1 protein-coding gene is annotated in these 1,025 nt (G+C 67.6%); it reads right to left on the reverse strand.

Features of this window, described 5'->3' with window-relative positions; genetic code table 11:
- Positions 1-1,025 (reverse strand): hypothetical protein (locus ABT300_RS44370; protein ID WP_351688924.1); only part of this gene is annotated, 1,025 nt, incomplete at both ends.

A 1,025-nucleotide genomic window follows, 5' to 3' on the forward strand; every position in this document is an offset into this window, starting at 1 on the left:
GGGTGAGTGCGTAGGTGTCGTCGCGGGTGTGCGTGATCCCGTCGCGATCGGTCCAGGTGTAGCGGAAGACCGCGGCGTCGTACCAGGCTTCGGAGTCGCGGGTGAGTTCCTCGCTCCCGTTGATGATGTTCACTCCGTACCGGTAGGTCTGCGCCCCGGGCTCGCGCCACGCGGCGTCGCGGAGTGTCCACTCGCGCGCCTCGTTGCACACCAGCCGGAAGCCGGCCGCCTGCACGAGGGGGTGCAGGAACGCGAGCGCGGATGTCCCGGCAGGCCAGCGAAGGGCCTCGGGGCGACGTTCGACGAGGGGTGTGCGGGTTGAGGCGGACTTGTGCGCGACGTCCTGCCACGAGACCGTGTACCCGGATGGTGCGATCGAACCGTCGTGGTATGGGATAGCACGGTCACCCTCGTGGAACATTGCCGCGTCGACGAAGTGAATCTGACCGGAAACAGTGCCGGTGATCGCGATGTACGGGAGGACGTGCGTGGCGCCGGGAGGGGCGACGGCGGAGATGGTCGGGCGCACATAGCCGGCGGAGGAGGTCGCGACGGGGGTTCCGACGACGGTCGAGACCACGACCGTGCCGTTGGCGTTGCGCCATTGCAGGCGGGCCTCAGCCATGCGCCCTGTGCCGGAGGTGATGACGTGGGCGTTGAACGTGTATTCCTTGCCCGGCACGACTGAGAAATCGCTTGGTGCGGCCACCGGCGCCACGAGCGCGTTCACGCCTGCAGCGGTCACCCGGAGTACGTAGGCACCCGCCGGAGCGGAGGACAGCGCCATGCGGGCGAGAGCAGGGTTTCCGCCGACCTGGATCCAATTCGCCGCATCGACCTCGAGCGACGGATTCGCGAGGAGGTTGGTCACCTCCCAGTACGCGGTTGCGTCGGCATCGGTCGACCCCGGCTCCAGCGCCGTCCCGATCTTTCCGAGAACGTAATCGCAGACACTGCGAAGAGAGCTCTGCAGCGGCCACGCGCCATCGTCGTCGACGAGCTGCGCGAAGTCATCAAGAATCGCC

The organism is Streptomyces sp. NPDC001027, assembly GCF_040299045.1.
In the GTDB taxonomy this organism is placed as follows: domain Bacteria; phylum Actinomycetota; class Actinomycetes; order Streptomycetales; family Streptomycetaceae; genus Streptomyces.